The sequence below is a fragment of the Pseudoalteromonas sp. S3260 genome (assembly GCF_005886925.1).
Taxonomy (GTDB): Bacteria; Pseudomonadota; Gammaproteobacteria; order Enterobacterales; family Alteromonadaceae; genus Pseudoalteromonas; species Pseudoalteromonas tetraodonis.
In genome coordinates this window covers 1-235 of sequence record NZ_PNCV01000243.1, presented here as the reverse complement: position 1 = coordinate 235, position 235 = coordinate 1, and the positions used below count along the sequence as shown (strand labels likewise).

Annotated in this window: 1 pseudogene; it reads left to right on the top strand. The window is 50.6% G+C overall.

Annotation, left to right across the window (positions count from 1 at the left end):
- Positions 1-235: pseudogene (locus CWC14_RS19500) on the top strand (DMT family transporter); the annotation flags it as partial.

Sequence of the window (235 nt, the reverse complement as noted above, 5' to 3'; positions counted from 1 at the left end):
AGTCTCTCGCTCCAGCCTTAACTGGCATACTTAATATTGTGCTGTTGGGTGTGTACTTACCGCTACTGGCCTGGTTGGGCATCGCCATCACTTCGGTGGGGGTTATCCTCGCGGTATTACCTCAACGCCACTTGCCCCCAGTTGATAAGAAGTTTTACTTTCAAGGCGTGGCTTTCGCATTACTTGCGGCTTTGTGCCAAGCCAGTGGCATGGTGATGTCAAAAGGAGCTATGAA